The organism is Mycobacterium sp. NGS58 (assembly GCF_059812385.1).
In genome coordinates, this window is record NZ_JCALCO010000001.1 from 137,774 (window position 1) to 151,652 (window position 13,879).

The 13,879-nt window shown below is 67.9% G+C and carries 13 protein-coding genes; 5 read left to right on the forward strand and 8 right to left on the reverse strand.

Going from position 1 to position 13,879, the window contains the following annotated elements; translation table 11 throughout:
- Position 1: 1 nt before the first annotated feature.
- Entirely contained in the window at positions 2–1,474 is a 1,473-nt protein-coding gene (locus AC5Y4H_RS00665) for a glutamate-cysteine ligase family protein (RefSeq protein WP_499977660.1), read from the reverse strand.
- Positions 1,475–1,561: 87 nt separating this feature from the next.
- On the opposite strand from AC5Y4H_RS00665, the gene glpK reads away from it, so the two are divergent.
- Positions 1,562–3,130 carry a glycerol kinase GlpK gene (gene glpK, locus AC5Y4H_RS00670; RefSeq protein WP_499978111.1) on the forward strand — a complete coding sequence of 523 codons (1,569 nt, stop codon included), beginning with the start codon at positions 1,562–1,564 and terminating at the stop codon, positions 3,128–3,130.
- A gap of 42 nt (positions 3,131–3,172) precedes the next feature.
- Here glpK and AC5Y4H_RS00675 read toward each other — a convergent pair whose 3' ends face one another.
- On the reverse strand, positions 3,173–3,889 hold the full coding sequence (locus AC5Y4H_RS00675; RefSeq protein WP_499977661.1) for a PadR family transcriptional regulator: 717 nt from the start codon (positions 3,887–3,889) through the stop codon (positions 3,173–3,175).
- 204 nt (positions 3,890–4,093) lie between these two features.
- Between AC5Y4H_RS00675 and AC5Y4H_RS00680 the strand changes: the two genes are divergently transcribed.
- Positions 4,094–4,483 (forward strand): hypothetical protein, encoded by a 390-nt coding sequence (locus tag AC5Y4H_RS00680; protein ID WP_499977663.1) that lies wholly within the window; start codon positions 4,094–4,096, stop codon positions 4,481–4,483.
- On the opposite strand, the gene AC5Y4H_RS00685 is transcribed toward AC5Y4H_RS00680, so the two are convergent.
- Positions 4,480–5,421 carry an RDD family protein gene (locus tag AC5Y4H_RS00685; protein WP_499977665.1) on the reverse strand — a complete coding sequence of 314 codons (942 nt, stop codon included), beginning with the start codon at positions 5,419–5,421 and terminating at the stop codon, positions 4,480–4,482. The genes AC5Y4H_RS00680 and AC5Y4H_RS00685 overlap by 4 nt on opposite strands.
- 77 nt (positions 5,422–5,498) lie before the next feature.
- Here AC5Y4H_RS00685 and AC5Y4H_RS00690 point away from each other — a divergent pair, with 77 nt between their 5' ends.
- Positions 5,499–6,491 carry a stage II sporulation protein M gene (locus AC5Y4H_RS00690; RefSeq protein ID WP_499977666.1) on the forward strand — a complete coding sequence of 331 codons (993 nt, stop codon included), beginning with the start codon at positions 5,499–5,501 and terminating at the stop codon, positions 6,489–6,491.
- Positions 6,492–6,563: 72 nt separating this feature from the next.
- Here AC5Y4H_RS00690 and AC5Y4H_RS00695 read toward each other — a convergent pair whose 3' ends face one another.
- Genes AC5Y4H_RS00695 through AC5Y4H_RS00715 form a run of 5 tightly spaced genes read right to left on the reverse strand, consistent with a single transcriptional unit; the run spans position 6,564 to position 12,046 of the window.
- Positions 6,564–7,886, reverse strand: coding sequence for a DUF58 domain-containing protein (locus AC5Y4H_RS00695; protein ID WP_499977667.1), 1,323 nt, complete (start codon positions 7,884–7,886; stop codon positions 6,564–6,566).
- Positions 7,886–8,863 (reverse strand): AAA family ATPase, encoded by a 978-nt coding sequence (locus AC5Y4H_RS00700; protein ID WP_499977669.1) that lies wholly within the window; start codon positions 8,861–8,863, stop codon positions 7,886–7,888. Before AC5Y4H_RS00700 ends, AC5Y4H_RS00695 begins: the two co-directional genes overlap by 1 nt.
- Positions 8,860–9,999, reverse strand: a complete 1,140-nt coding sequence (locus AC5Y4H_RS00705) for a DUF4350 domain-containing protein (RefSeq protein ID WP_499977671.1) — start codon at positions 9,997–9,999, stop codon at positions 8,860–8,862. Before AC5Y4H_RS00705 ends, AC5Y4H_RS00700 begins: the two co-directional genes overlap by 4 nt.
- The gene (locus AC5Y4H_RS00710; RefSeq protein WP_499977673.1) at positions 9,999–10,652 is read right to left on the reverse strand and encodes a DUF4129 domain-containing protein; all 654 of its coding nucleotides are present in this window, start codon (positions 10,650–10,652) and stop codon (positions 9,999–10,001) included. The genes AC5Y4H_RS00705 and AC5Y4H_RS00710 overlap by 1 nt, the downstream gene beginning before the upstream one ends.
- 23 nt (positions 10,653–10,675) lie before the next feature.
- The gene (locus AC5Y4H_RS00715; RefSeq protein WP_499977676.1) at positions 10,676–12,046 is read right to left on the reverse strand and encodes a DUF7847 domain-containing protein; all 1,371 of its coding nucleotides are present in this window, start codon (positions 12,044–12,046) and stop codon (positions 10,676–10,678) included.
- Here AC5Y4H_RS00715 and AC5Y4H_RS00720 point away from each other — a divergent pair.
- On the forward strand, positions 12,045–12,509 hold the full coding sequence (locus tag AC5Y4H_RS00720) for a GatB/YqeY domain-containing protein (protein WP_499977678.1): 465 nt from the start codon (positions 12,045–12,047) through the stop codon (positions 12,507–12,509). The genes AC5Y4H_RS00715 and AC5Y4H_RS00720 overlap by 2 nt on opposite strands.
- A gap of 255 nt (positions 12,510–12,764) precedes the next feature.
- Positions 12,765–13,751, forward strand: a complete 987-nt coding sequence (locus AC5Y4H_RS00725; protein WP_499977680.1) for an LLM class F420-dependent oxidoreductase — start codon at positions 12,765–12,767, stop codon at positions 13,749–13,751.
- Positions 13,752–13,879 lie beyond the last annotated feature (128 nt).

Genomic DNA, 13,879 nt, shown 5'->3' on the forward strand with positions numbered 1-13,879 from the left:
GCTACTCCCAGGTGTGCACCGGTTCGTTGGCGTGCATGTGGCCGCAATACCGGCGCAGCATCTCTGCCAGCGCCGCGGGCCTGCTCATGCCGCCGTCCTGCAGTGCCCGCACGGTCGACACCTGCCAGCTGGCACCGTTGCGCCCCGCTCGGGCCCGGCCCTCGATGACCCCGAGGAACCGGTCGCGTACCTCGGCGTCCACGCCCCAGCGTCGCAGCCCTTCGTCGGCGATCGGTAGCAGCGTGTCGAGCACAAGTTCGCGTGCGCTCACCTCACCCACCCCCGGCCAGCGCTGGCGGGCGTCGATGCCGTAGCGCGCCGCCCCCAGGAAATTGGCTTCCGCCACAGCGAAATCCATCCTGCCCCATAACGGGTCGTCGGCTTCGGACAGGCTGCGCAGCACGCCGTAGAAGAAGGCCGAATTCGCCAGCATGTCGATGACGGTCGGTCCGGCCGGCAACACCCGGTTCTCGAGTCGCAGATGGGGGCGGCCGTCGACCACGTCGTACACCGGCCGATTCCACCGGTAGACGGTGCCGTTGTGCAGGCGCAGTTCGGGAAGCTGCGGGATGCGCCCGGCGGCGAGCTCCGCGACCGGGTCCTCGTCGGAGACCTCGGGCAGCAGGGACGGGAAGTAACGGACGTTCTCGTGGTAGAGGTCGAGCACCGAGCCGATCCACCGCTCACCGAACCACACCCGGGGGCGCACGCCTTGAGTTTTCAGCTCCTCCGGCCGGGTGTCGGTGGATTGGGTGAACAGCTCGATGCGGGTTTCCGCCCATAGCTGGTGCCCGAAGAAGAAGGGCGAGTTGGCGCCCAGCGCCAGCTGCGGGCCTGCCACGATCTGCGCCGCATTCCAGTTGGCGCCGAACGCCTCGGGCGCCAACTGCAAATGCAATTGCATGCTGGTGCAAGCGGATTCGGGTGCGATCGTGGCGGTGTGCCAACTGAGCGGCTCCGGGCCGGAGATGTCGATGGGAATGTCTTCGCCGCGGGCGGTGAAGATCGAGTCGTTGAGTGCGGCGTATCGCGTCGACTCGCTCATCCAGCCATGGTCGAGGTGTTCGGACATCAGCGTGGGCAGGATGCCGATCATGACGATGTGGGCGCCGCCGGCGGCGCTGGCCTTGTTCTCGGCCTCGTTCAGGCTGGCCCGCACCTCGGCCTCGAGATCGAGCGTGGTATGTCCGGGCAGCGCGTGCGGCGGAACGTTGAATTCAATGTTGTAGGCGCCTAATTCGGTCTGGTACGCCGGATCGCCGATAGCGTCGAGCACGTGGCGATTGGACATGGCCGGCTGATAGCCGGAGTCGACGAGGTTGCACTCGATCTCCATGCCGGTCAACGGCTGCTCGGAATCGAAGCATGACCGTGCCAGCATCGTTTCGAAGGCCTCCAGGCACAGCTGTACCTTGCGGCGGTATTCTCGCCGATGCGCGCTGTCGTACGTGGTGCGCTTGACCTCTTCGCCCACACCGCAGATGCAACAGGGTTACCGCCCGTAACGCAAGCTCCCGCGAGTCGCGGTTGCCGCCTCGGCCGTGCGGCGGGGTAGACCATGATGGACTTTTGCCGCAAACGTGTCACGGGTGGAGGAGAGCAGTTGGCCGAGTTCGCCGAATTCGTCGCCGCAATCGACCAGGGGACCACCAGCACCCGCTGCATGATCTTCGATCACGAGGGTGCCGAAGTGGCGCGCCATCAACTCGAGCACGAGCAGATCCTGCCCCGGGCCGGGTGGGTGGAACACGACCCGGTCGAGATCTGGGAGCGCACCTCCTCGGTGCTGACGTCGGTGCTGAACCGCGCCAATCTTAGTCCGAAAGACATTGCCGCGCTCGGCATTACGAATCAGCGCGAGACCACGCTGGTGTGGAACCGCAAGACCGGGCGCCCCTACTACAACGCGATCGTCTGGCAGGATACCCGCACCGACCGGATCGCGTCGGCGCTGGAACGCGACGGTCGCGGCGGCGTGATCCGGCGCAAGGCCGGGCTGCCCCCGGCCACCTACTTCTCCGGGGCCAAGCTGCAATGGATCCTGGACAACGTCGACGGCGTGCGTCAGGCCGCCGAAAACGGTGAGGCCCTGTTCGGCACCGCCGACACCTGGGTGTTGTGGAACCTGACCGGCGGGCCGCGGGGCGGCGTGCACGCCACGGACGTGACCAACGCCAGCCGTACCATGCTGATGAACCTGGAGACCCTGGACTGGGACGACGAGCTGTTGTCGATCTTCGCCATTCCTCGTGCGATGTTGCCGAGAATCGCGCCGTCGTCGTCGCCGCAGCCCTACGGCGTGACCTCGGAGACCGGGCCGGCCGGCGGCGAGGTGCCGATCACCGGGATGCTCGGCGATCAGCACGCGGCGATGGTGGGCCAGGTGTGTCTGTCCGAGGGGGAAGCCAAAAACACCTACGGCACGGGAAATTTCCTGTTGCTCAATACCGGCGAGACGATCGTGCGGTCAGACAACGGGCTGCTGACCACCGTCTGCTATCAGTTCGGGGGCGCCAAACCCGTGTACGCGCTGGAGGGTTCGATCGCGGTGACGGGCGCGGCCGTGCAGTGGCTGCGCGATCAGCTGGGCATCATCAGCGGTGCCGCGCAAAGCGAAGCACTGGCGCGCCAGGTGGACGACAACGGCGGAGTCTATTTCGTTCCGGCGTTTTCCGGGCTGTTCGCGCCCTACTGGCGATCCGATGCGCGCGGCGCGATCGTTGGCCTGTCCCGGTTCAACACCAACGCCCACCTGGCGCGCGCGACACTGGAAGCGATCTGCTATCAGAGCCGTGATGTGGTGGACGCGATGGCGGCGGATTCCGGTGTGCGCCTTGATGTTTTGAAAGTCGACGGCGGTATCACTGAGAACGAACTGTGCATGCAGATCCAGGCTGACGTGTTGGGGGTGGACGTGGTCCGGCCCGTCGTCGCCGAGACGACCGCGCTGGGCGCCGCCTACGCGGCCGGTCTGGCGGTAGGGTTCTGGGCCGATCCGGCCGACCTGCGTGCCAACTGGCAAGAGGGCAAGCGCTGGGCGCCCGCGTGGAACGACAAGCAGCGCGCCGCGGGTTACGAGGGCTGGCGAAAAGCCGTGCAGCGGACCCTGGATTGGGTCTCCGTAACTTGAGGGGTCACGTGACGCCACCCATCCAGGATCCGCCGAAGGCCCTCAGTCTTCGCCGAGAATCCCGTAGATTTCGCGTCGCGCGTTATTGAGGATGTCGACGATGCGCTGCTGCTGCTCGGCGGAAGCGGTGTGGGCGGACTGCCCGACCGCACCGAATAACTGACCAACGGCGGCCCGCAGATTCATGTGACCGGGGTCGGCCCCTTCGGTGATCTCGTCCCACGGCGGCGTCTCGATCTTCTCGGCCGCGGCGCGGCCCGGTTCGGTCAGCTCGAAAAGCTTCTTGCTGCCTTCGGTTTCGCTCGCGGTGATCAGGCCTTCGTCGTCGAGCAGCTGAAGCGTCGGGTACACCGAGCCGGGGCTCGGCTTCCAGAGTCCGTTGCTGCGTTCGGCGATCTGCTGGATCATTTCGTAGCCGTGCATCGGCCGCTCGACGAGCAGCTTCAGGATGGCCGCTCGCACGTCGCCACGCTTGCCCCGACCCGGACCGCCGCGGCGCCATCCGCTGCGCCGTCCACCGGGGCCGAAGCCGAAGCCGGGACCAAAGCCGGGACCAAAGCCCGGTCCGAAACCGGGCCCGAAGCCGAGCGGGCCGTCGTGGCCGCCGGCATGATCGCGCAGATGCTCGCGGAAGTCCCGTCGGGCCTGGCGCCGTGCCTCGTGCAGGGCGCGCCGGTCAGCCGGGCCGGATCCGAAGCCGAATCCGAAACCGGGTCGGCCGGCGAAGGGGCCGTCGGGGGGAGTGAATGGGTTGCTCATGTGTCTGTCCTTGCGTTTGTGGGTCGCGCACCGGGCGTGCGCTACGAAACATCACGATATATCGGAAACTAACGTGATGCAACGCTGAGTGTCGGTTGAGACCGGCGGGTGGCGGCTGACCTGGGAGAATTAGATGTTCATCGGTCAACGATCCGTCCGCCAGAGCGGTTTGCATGGGCTAGACGACGGGTAGGTCCTACCGGGATGGATCCCGACAATCACCTGAAGGTCGATGGCGGTGGCGTCGGCGCGGCCGCGGTTGGGCGACCCGATGGTGCGCGGCGCCGCAACACCCGGCCCTGGATCAATTGGGGACTGGCGCTGGCGACGGTGCCCGCCGCCGCGCTCGTGATGCTCTTCGCGCTCGGTGCCGTAATGAGTACCGACGGCTGCAGCGAAGCCAGCTGTCCCAGCCTGGGCCAAGGCGGGATCAACTTCGGCGTCGCGTTCTACGGCGCGCCCGCGGTCGCCGTCGTCATCATCATCATCTCGTTTTTCACCGCCAAACGCCGCGGCGGTATCGCGGTTCCGCTGTGCGGATGGGCGCTGCTGGTTGCCGACGTCCTACTCATGGCGGCGAGTGTGGCCGGCTAGCCCGGCGGTGAGAAACCGCCGGGCGTATCGGTGTTTTCCGGGCCCGATCGACCGGGTTGCGGATGTGGCCATGCCTGAGGGGGCGGTTGCGCTATCGCACCCGGCGGCGGGCTGGGCCATGCCGGGGGGCCCTGATATGCGGCGCCGGGCGGCGGCCACGCCACCGGCCCCCTCGGTTGTTGCCCCGGCGCGGGCATGACCGGCCGCAACCGAGCCAGTTCGCGGCGGTGCCGCTCGGCGAGGACCGCGGCGAGCACGAGTTCCGGCGGAGCGCCGGGCGGTGGGGGCGGCGCGATGTGGGCCACCACATCGCCGGCGATCCGGTATCCCATTTGTATGCGCAACTGGCGGTCGAGCTGTGTTGCCCTGGAAAGGAATTGGCGCGCAACCTCGGCCTGGCCGGCCGACAGCCCGGACAACTGCAGCGACGATGCCCACCACGCCAAGGAGGGCGGCATCATCGGCGGCGGCCCGAGTCGAGGCCCGCGTTCGTTGACCACCACCGTGCCGGCGAAAATGTCGCCGATCCGCTTGGCCTTGGGGGACAAGATGCTGCAGATGACGGCGGGGCTCCCGAACAGCATCCAGATCTCCACCAACGACGCCAGGGCGCGAAACAACGCCTGACGGAACCGTTCTGGCCCGCCGTCGTCGGAGACGACTCGCAGGCCCATCGCGATCTTTCCCACCGAGCGTCCCCGCGTTGCTGTTTCGAGAATCAATGGATAGCCCACGACCACCAGCACCGTGAAGATCAGCAGGATCGCTTGAGACAGAGCGGTATCGAATTGGGTCAGCGTGGCCGCCCACAACATCAGGCCGAGCAGGTAACCGATGGCCATGACCGCGATATCGATCAGCGCGCTCAACGTCCGCACCGGCAGCTGGGCGATCTGCACATCGAGCACCACAGCGTCCCCGGTCACCACCTCCGACATAACTTCGAACGGTACAGGTTGGCTGGGTGTGGCCCGCCGCACTTTGCTGTGCCGGCGATGCGATTAGGCTGCCGAGGGTGGACGTCGATGCATTCGTGCTGGCCCATCGCCCTACCTGGGACCGCCTCGACCGATTGATCGGGCGGCGCCGATCGCTGTCCGGTGCGGAGGTCGACGAACTCGTCGACCTCTATCAGCGGGTCTCCACCCACCTGTCGATGCTGCGCTCGGCTTCGTCGGACTCCGTGTTGATCGGTCGGCTCTCGAGCCTGGTCGCGCGGGCCCGGTCCGCGGTGACCGGCGCCCATGCTCCACTGAGCAGGGCATTCACCAGGTTCTGGACGGTGTCGTTCCCGGTGGTTGCCTACCGCACCTGGCGGTGGTGGCTGGGCACCGCGGCGGCGTTCTTTGCCGTGGTCGTGATCGTCGCTCTGTGGGTGGCCGGCAGCCCGGACGTGCAGTCGTTGATCGGAACACCTACTGACATCGACCAATTGATCAACCACGACGTCGAGTCGTACTACAGCGAACATCCCGCCGCGGCGTTCGCACTGCAGATCTGGATCAACAACTCGTGGGTGTCCGCTCAATGCATCGCCATGTCGGTGGTGCTGGGACTGCCGATCCCCCTGGTTCTGCTGGAGAATGCCGCCAACCTGGGCGTCACTGCCGGCCTGATGTTTCCTGCCGGCAAAGGCGCCCTGCTGCTGGGTCTGCTTGCCCCGCATGGGCTGCTGGAACTCACGGCGGTATTCCTCTCGGGCGCAACGGGAATGCGGCTCGGATGGTCGGTGATCTCGCCTGGCGATCGGCCACGCGGCCAGGTGCTCGCCGAACAGGGCCGTGCCGTCGTCTCGGTCGCCGTGGGTCTGGTTGCGGTGCTCTTGGTCTCGGGGTTGATCGAAGCGCTGGTGACCCCGTCCGGACTGCCGACGTTCGTGCGGGTCGGCATCGGCGTCATCGCTGAGGCGGCGTTCTTGTCCTACATCGTCTACTTCGGCCGCCGCGCTGTGCAGGCCGGCGAAATCGGTGATATGGAAGAGTCGCCCGATGTGGTGCCCACCGGCTGAGTTCCGCGAGACCGCAAGTACGGACGGGTTACCCGGGAAACGCGTCGTTGGTTGCGGTCTCGCGGCGCGCGGTCACAGACGCCCGGTCGCCTTCATCGCCAGATAGTGATCGGCGAGGGCGGGCGCCAGTTCATCGGGCGCTGCGTCGACGACCTCGACCCCGCTGCGGCGGAGCCGCGTGGCGATCGCGCCGCGGTCATTGCGGGAGCGTTCGGCGGCCGCCGCGTCGTACACCGCCGCGGCATCCGAACGCCCCCCGGCCATTTGGTCGACGCGCGGGTCGGAGACCGCGGCCAGGAGCAGGTGGTGTTTGGCAGATAGCTGCGGCAATATGGGCAACAGTCCCTCCTCGAGGGCGGCCGCGTTGAGGTCGGTCAGCAGCACCACCAGCGACCGCCGGCGGGCCCGCAGCGCGATCGTGGAAACCATCGCTCGCCAGTCGGATTCGACAAGCGTCGGTTGCAGGGGCGCCATCGCGTCGACGAGCTGGGCGAGCAATTCGGTGCGTGAGGCGCCGAACACACCGGCCCGGCTCACCTGGTCGTGGGCGAGGAAGTCGACATGGTCGCCGGCGCGCGATGCCAGCGCCGCCAGCAGCAGTGCGGCGTCCATCGACCAATCCAGCCGCGGCCAGCCCGCGGGATCCGCCGCCGTCGGATCGACGCCGACCCGCCCCGCGGCCGTGCGGCCCGTGTCGAGCACGATCACCACCCGCCGGTCGCGCTCGGGCCGCCAGGTGCGCACCACCACATCGGCGCGACGCGCGGTGGCGCGCCAGTCGATCGAGCGCACGTCGTCGCCGACGACATATTCTCGCAGCGAGTCGAATTCGGTTCCCTGACCGCGTACCAGCGTGGGCAGCAGACCGTCGATCTCCCGTAGCTTGGCGAGCCGCGACGGCAGGTGCTTGCGGGCCAGGAACGGGGGCAGCACCCGCAGCTGCCCCGGCACCGGTCGCGAACTCTGCCGCCCCGCCAACCCCAGCGGGCCGATCGATCGGGCGGTCACCACCGTCGCTCTTTGGTCGCCGCGGCGCACCGGTTGGAACTGGGTCTGGACGTGCTGTTCTTGCCCGGCGGGGATGTCGATGGGATGGATGCGCGGTCGTGCCTGGGCGCTGGGCGGCCAGGCGTCGCGGACCTGGCCGCGGAACCGGCGCGGACCGCCGTTGTGGATCAGCAGGCCGCACTCCACCTGCTGCCCGAGCCGGGCCGAGCGGTCCGGGGAACGCACGTAGCGCAACTTGGCGGTGCCGGCCGCCAGTACGACGTCGACGGCCACCGCGGTCGCCAGCGCTATCAGTAGGACCACGAAAGCCGTTGCCGGCCAAGGAGACAGCGCAATCGGCAGGACGCAGATCAGTGCGACCAGCCCGGTGCGTCCGGTCAGGACCACTAGCGGGGCACCGGAACCGACGCCAGTATCCCGTCGAGCACCCCGTCGGGTGTGGCCCCTTCCAGTTCCGCCTCGGGCCGCAACATCACCCGATGCCGCAGCGTCGGGCGGGCCATCGCCTTCACGTCGTCGGGAGTGACGTAGTTGCGCCCGGACAGCCAGGACCACGAGCGCGCCGTGGCGAGCAGGGCGGTCGCCCCACGGGGTGACACGCCGAGTTGCAGCGCGGGGGAGGAGCGGGTGGCCCCGACGATGTCGACGATGTAGCCCAGCACCTCGTCGGCAACCAGCACGTTGCGCACGGCGTCGCGACCGGCCGCCAGGTCGCCGGGCCCGGCCACCGGCTTGATCGCCGACAGATCGCGCGGGTCGAAGCCGTGCGCGTGCCGATGCAGGATGGCGATCTCGGCGTCCCGGGGCGGGAGGGTCACATTCAGTTTGAGCAAAAAGCGGTCCAGCTGAGCCTCGGGCAATTGATAGGTGCCCTCGTATTCGACCGGGTTCTGGGTCGCGGCCACGATGAAGGGGTCGGGCAGCGGCTGCGGTTCGCCATCGACGCTGACCTGACGCTCTTCCATCGCCTCGAGCAGCGCGGCCTGGGTCTTGGGCGGGGTCCGGTTGATCTCGTCGGCGAGCAGGAGATTGGTGAACACCGGACCGGGCCGGAAGACGAACGCGGCGGTGCGCGCGTCGTACACCAGCGAGCCCGTCACGTCGCCGGGCATGAGGTCGGGGGTGAACTGCACGCGCTTGAACTCCAACTGCAGCGCCGCGGACAGCGCCCGGACCAACAGCGTCTTGGCCACTCCCGGAACGCCTTCCAACAGCACGTGGCCGCGGCACAGCAGCGCGATCACCAGGCCGCTGACCACGCCCTCCTGTCCGACGACGGCCTTGGCCAGCTCGCCGCGCAGGGCCAGCAGCGCCTCGCGCGCCGATTCAGCGGTGGGAGATTGGGCGGTAGTGGATTGTGTCACGGGTGTGCGACCTGCCTTTCGATTTCGTCGAGCGCACGGGCGAGTTGTAACAGGTCGTTGTCGGTCGTCGGAGGCGGACCGAACAGATGGTAGGAGATGAACGCCGGATCGGATCCAATGCGCCCGGCCGCGGTGGTCACCACCGCCGACGGCGAAGCACCCGCACCCAGGCCGAGCCGCGGCAGCAGCCGCGCCAAAGTGGCCGCGCGCAAAGCGGCGGCCGCGCGATCGCGTGCCCGTCGGGACCGATACAGCCGGCCGCGGCCCTCCACGGTCTCCGACGCGCGCACCACCACCGGTATGGCCTCGGCCACCAGCGGTCCGGGCCGGCGGGCCTTCCACACGGCGACCAGCAGCACCACCAGCGCCAGTTGGCCTACGAGCCAGAACACTTTGGACGGAAGCAGCTGCAAAAGCGTTGATTTGGGCGAGGATTCACCCTCGACGTGTTGGGGTGCGTACCAGACGAGCCGGGGTCGATCGCCGGCCAGGTTCATCGCCAGGGCGGCGTTGCCCGCTTGCAGCAGGTTGCCATTGGTCATGAAGTCGGTGCTACCGACGGCTGTGATGGTGCGACCGTCGTCACGGAAGCGGATCAACGCGCCGTCGTAGCAGCGGGTCATCGCGCGGCCGTCTTCGGACTCGTATTTGTTACTCGCCCCGAAGCGGACCGGCCCGGATCGAACAGCCTCGCGCAGTGTGCAATTCGGGTCGAGGTCAAAACCTTTCACGTGCGAGACCCGCACGCCGGGCAGCAGCGCCTCGCGGGCCCGCGCCGTCGGTTCCACCAGCAGCAGGTCCGAATGAACGTTGTCCAGCCGGTCCAGGAGCGTGTCGGTGAGATGTTGGCTCTCGGCCACCAGTATCAGCGCGTCCGGGCGTGCCGCATTCTCGACGTCGGCGATGTTGTGGGCCACGACGACGTCGACTCCGGCACGGCGCAGCAACTCCACCAGCGCGTGCGCACCGTCGGAGCTGGTGGACGCCGGGTCCATGCGGGGGCCCGGTCGTGGCGCGTTCAGATACGCGTCGACGCCGGCGATGACGGCGAGCACCAGCACCGTGACGAGCACCCAGCGCCAGGAGCGCCAGCGCCGCTGCGTGACTTCCGGATCGGTGCCGGTGATCGCCGTCATCACCGCACCTGCGCCCACGACTCGGCTGCGGCGGGTTGGCTGGGCTCGAGCGGACCGCCCTGCCAGCGGGTCAGCAGCTGGTCGTCCAGGCCGGCGATCATCTGATAGGCCGCTTGGGTTCCGGGTTGTTCGCCGTAGGTGACGTCGTTGAAAGCCATTGCCGCTCGCCCTAATTCGCTGACCAGGTGCGGCAGCAGGGCACCGGCATCGCGGGCGAGCTCGTTGGCCGTCCGGCCGGGGGCGGATGTCAGCACTCCCGTTTCTTCGAGCTGGCGGGCGACGGCGCGCAGGCGGTGACGAATCGCCGCAGCCCAATTGCCCTCGGCCGCGAAGTTTTCGGCGGTCACGCGATGCTGGGCGGCGGTCAGTTGGCCGGCTTCGAACAGCGAGTGGTCACCGCCGCGGCGGGTGCGCATGGTGCGTCGCAGAATATGGATGCCGACGATCACCGCGATGGCGACCAGGGTGAAAAGCACTGTCGCGGTGAACCATCCGCCCGGAACCGACGAGATCTTCTGCAGCAGCCGGTAAATCTGGTCGAACACCCAGTTGATGAAATGTTCCCCGGGGGAGCCCTTCGAATAGATCGGTTTGTTGAGCTCGTCCTGCGCCGCGCTGTGTGCGGCATCGCGGTCGATGTCGATCGATGGCATCCTCAGCTATCCTCGCTCGGCCCTTACAGGGGCCGGGTCAGCCAGAGGTTGTCGGTGGACGCGGCCGCGTACGGCCCCTGGGCGGCCCCGCTTTGCAGCACCAGGTCGAATGCCTCGGCGCGCATCCGGCGGTCGGTGTACAGCAGGACGATCACGCCCGCGTTGAACGGCGCGGTGATGATCTCGCCGATCGCCGCCCCCACCGAGAGAATCGCCGTGCTGACCACGAACGCAGTGGCCGACGAGCTGACTTGGACGAACTGGCCGACGATGCTGAACGGCACGGCGACGGCGTTGGCGACGACGGATGTCACCAGCAACGCGAGCACCCGGATTCCTAGCACCCGCCAGAAGCCGTTGCGTACCAGCTTGAAGGAGCGGGCGATCGCTTCCATGACCGGCAGTCGCTCCAGCACGATGAGCACCGGGGCGAACAACACCACCGTGTACAGGTAGACCAGCAGCGCGAGGACGGCCAGCGCCAGCGGAATGCCCAACACCACGGCCGCAGCGGCGTTGCCGATCGCCGCCAGCACGCCGATGATCACCGCGACCAACCCGGCAAGGGCCGCCACCGCGACGGCTTCCAGCAGGGCCAGGCCGAGCAGGGCCAGCAGGCGCCCGCGGATCTTGAGCCAGGTTTCGCCGATGGTGATGGGTGAGCCGAACACCGCCCGCCCGATGATGACGGTGAGCATGCCGGACAGCAGCATGCCGCCCAGCCAGCTGACCAGGAGGCCGCCGATCAATGACGCGGACCAGGCACCCACGAACCCCGAGCTCAGTTCGCCGGATCGATCGCTGGGGAATCTGTCGGCCGCGGCCAGCGGTCCGAAGAATGCGGCCTTGGTGACGATCTGCATGATCACCACCACGATGGCGGTCACACCGAGCGTCGCCTTCGGGTTCGCCCGGACGTAGCCGACCGCGCCGTTGAAGATGTCGCCCAGGGTCAGCGGCCGCAGGGGGATGATCCCCGGCTTGACGGCTCCGTAACGGCCGAAGTGGGGCATCGATCCGTAGCCCGACGCAGGCCCGTATCCGGCCGGCGGCCCGTAGCCCGGAGGTGGTCCGTAGCCGGGCGGCGGGTAGCTGGGTGGGGGCTGATAGGCGGGCGGGGACTGGTAGCCAGGCGGCGGGGCATACGCCGGCGGCGGGCCATACTCCGATGGTGGGCCGTAAGCCGGTTGCGGGCCATACGCTGCGGGTGGACCGTATCCAGGTTGTGGACCGTATGCCGGCGGCGGGCCAGCCGGATAACCAGGTGGCGGCCCGCTCACCGAACCCCGCGGCCTTTGCAGCCGGGCGCGTCGTACGTCATGGGCTCCATCCTGTCGGCGGCCGGGGCATTTCACAATGTTGACCCCCCACCCGGCGCGTAGCGTCTCACACATGGCGGAACTCAAATCCCGGATCCGGACGGACCTGACCGCGGCGATGAAGGCCCAGGACAAGTTGCGAACGGCCACCCTGCGCATGCTGTTGGCCGCGATCCAAACCGAGGAAGTCTCCGGTAAAGAGGCGAAAGATCTCACTGACGAGGAGGTCATCAAGGTGCTGGCCAGGGAATCACGCAAACGGAGCGAAGCCGCGGAGATCTACACCCAGAACGGGCGCGGGGAACTCGCCGCCAACGAGCACGCCGAGGGCCGGATCATCGACGAGTACCTGCCCACCCCGCTCACCGAGGCCGAGGTGGCCGACGTGGCCGATACGGCGATCGCGCAGGTTGCCGAGGAAATCGGCGAGCGACCGGGAATGAAGCACATGGGCATGGTGATGAAGGCCGCCACCGCGATCGCCGCCGGCAAGGCCGACGGCGCCCGGCTCTCGGCCGCCGTCAAAGAGCGGCTGTAGCCACGCGGGTCAGCCACCGGCAACGGCTCGGCGCCCGGAATGGCCCGCATCGTGCGAAAGACGTTGCACCGCAACATTAAGTGGCCGTCGTGATCGCAGTCGCGCCCCGCACCGGCCGCTGACGGTCAGCGAATGGCATTCTGCCGCAGGCGCGCCGCCCACGCGGCGGCTGGCATCACCGAGCACTCATCACCATCGCGGACGAAAAAATCGGGGCGCCGTTTGCGCTCGGAGCAGCCGGGTACTCCGTCACGCATGACGAATTTTGGCTACACTTTGATGACCGAGCAGAGTGGACCCAAAGACCTTGTCCGCGATGCGGTTTCGGCCGAAGAGCGCGGCTTCGACTTTCACGTGTGCAGCGACCACTTCACGCCGTGGCTCACCTCGCAAGGACACGCTCCGAACGCCTGGGCGGTGCTGGGTGCGGTGGCGCAGGCCACCGAGCGGGTCGACCTCTACACCTACGTCACGTGCCCGACCATGCGGTATCACCCCGCGATCGTCGCCCAGCAGGCGGCCACCGTGCAGATTCTGTCCGATGGCCGATTCACCCTTGGACTGGGCAGCGGTGAAAACCTGAACGAACACGTCGTCGGTAAGGGCTGGCCGGCGGTCACGCGCCGGCAAGACATGCTGCGCGAGGCCATCAAAATCATCCGGGAGCTGTTCGGCGGCCAATTGGTCGACTTCGCGGGCGACTTCTTTCAGGTCGATTCGGCGCGCTTGTGGGACGTCCCCGACGTTCCGGTGGGTATCGGGGTGGCGATGTCCGGGACGAAGGGCGTCGACAAGTTCGCCAAGCTGGCCGAACACCTGATCGCCGTGGAGCCCGACGCAGAACTTGTCCGCGAATGGCACTCCGCCCGCCAAGCGGCCAACCTCGCCGGCGGTGGCCGGGTGGTCGGCCAGATCCCGGTGTCCTGGGATCCCGACCGTGACACCGCCGTCAAGCGTGCGCACGACCAGTTCCGCTGGTTCGCCGGCGGCTGGAAGGTCAACGCCGACCTGCCGACGCCGGCCGGCTTCGCGGGCGCGACCCAGTTCGTGCGACCCGCAGACGTCGCCGAGACGATCCCGTGCGGTCCTGACCTCGACGCCATCGTCGAGAGCGTCCGGCCGTACTGGGAAGCGGGCTTCACCGACATCGCGCTCGTGCAGATCGGCGGAGACACCCAGGAACGATTCCTCGCCGAAGCCGCCGAGCCGTTGCTCGCGGCCCTGCGCGATGCAGCAAACTGATCGCAGGTTTGACCGCTTTGCGCCCGGGTATCCAGGGTCGCAGTCGTGCGCAGCAACCAACGCGCGTCGGACGTTCGGTAGAGCTGGGACGTGAACGGGCGTTCCGGCGTGCGTTGGTCTCTATGACC